The organism is Pseudomonas juntendi, assembly GCF_009932375.1.
Lineage (GTDB): Bacteria > Pseudomonadota > Gammaproteobacteria > Pseudomonadales > Pseudomonadaceae > Aquipseudomonas > Aquipseudomonas juntendi.
The window spans coordinates 1-483 of sequence record NZ_BLJG01000446.1 but is presented as its reverse complement, the minus strand read 5'-3'; the positions used below and the strand labels follow the sequence as shown (position 1 = coordinate 483).

General features: G+C 59.2%; 2 pseudogenes. Both read left to right on the top strand.

The features are described 5' to 3' along the window. Positions 1-266: pseudogene (locus GYA94_RS26645) on the top strand (asparaginase); the annotation flags it as partial. Positions 267-360: 94 nt separating this feature from the next. Then, positions 361-483, top strand: a pseudogene (locus tag GYA94_RS26640) (UPF0149 family protein); the annotation flags it as partial.

Here is a 483-nt window from a genome sequence, read left to right as displayed (position 1 = left end):
CCGGGTTCGGCGCCGGCCATGTTTCCGGCAATTGGTCTGATGTTCTGGAGCACATGACGCCAACCCTGCCAGTCATTGTCGCCACTCGTACAGGTGAGGGGGCTACAGCCCGCGCAACATACGGGTTTTCCGGCTCCGAGATCGACTTGCAGAAAAAAGGTGTGCATATGGCCGGGCACCTCTGCCCGCGCAAGTGCCGCATTTTGCTGTGGCTGCTGATTGGCGCCGACCGGCAGCATGAGTTGCCGGGTTGGCTGCCCACCTGAGAAAATTTGCCCGTGCAGTATCTTGCACGGGCAACCCTCCAAGCATTGCTGTGCTAGGGTGCACACACTTTTGCCAGCAAGGATTCCCTGCCCGATGCTCCCGCCACTCAGCGAAAAAGAACTGCACCGCCTCGAAGACCTGCTGATCACTTACGGCAACGACTACTCGGTACTCAACCTGGCCGAGCTCAATGGCTTTTTCACCGCGCTGGCTAGC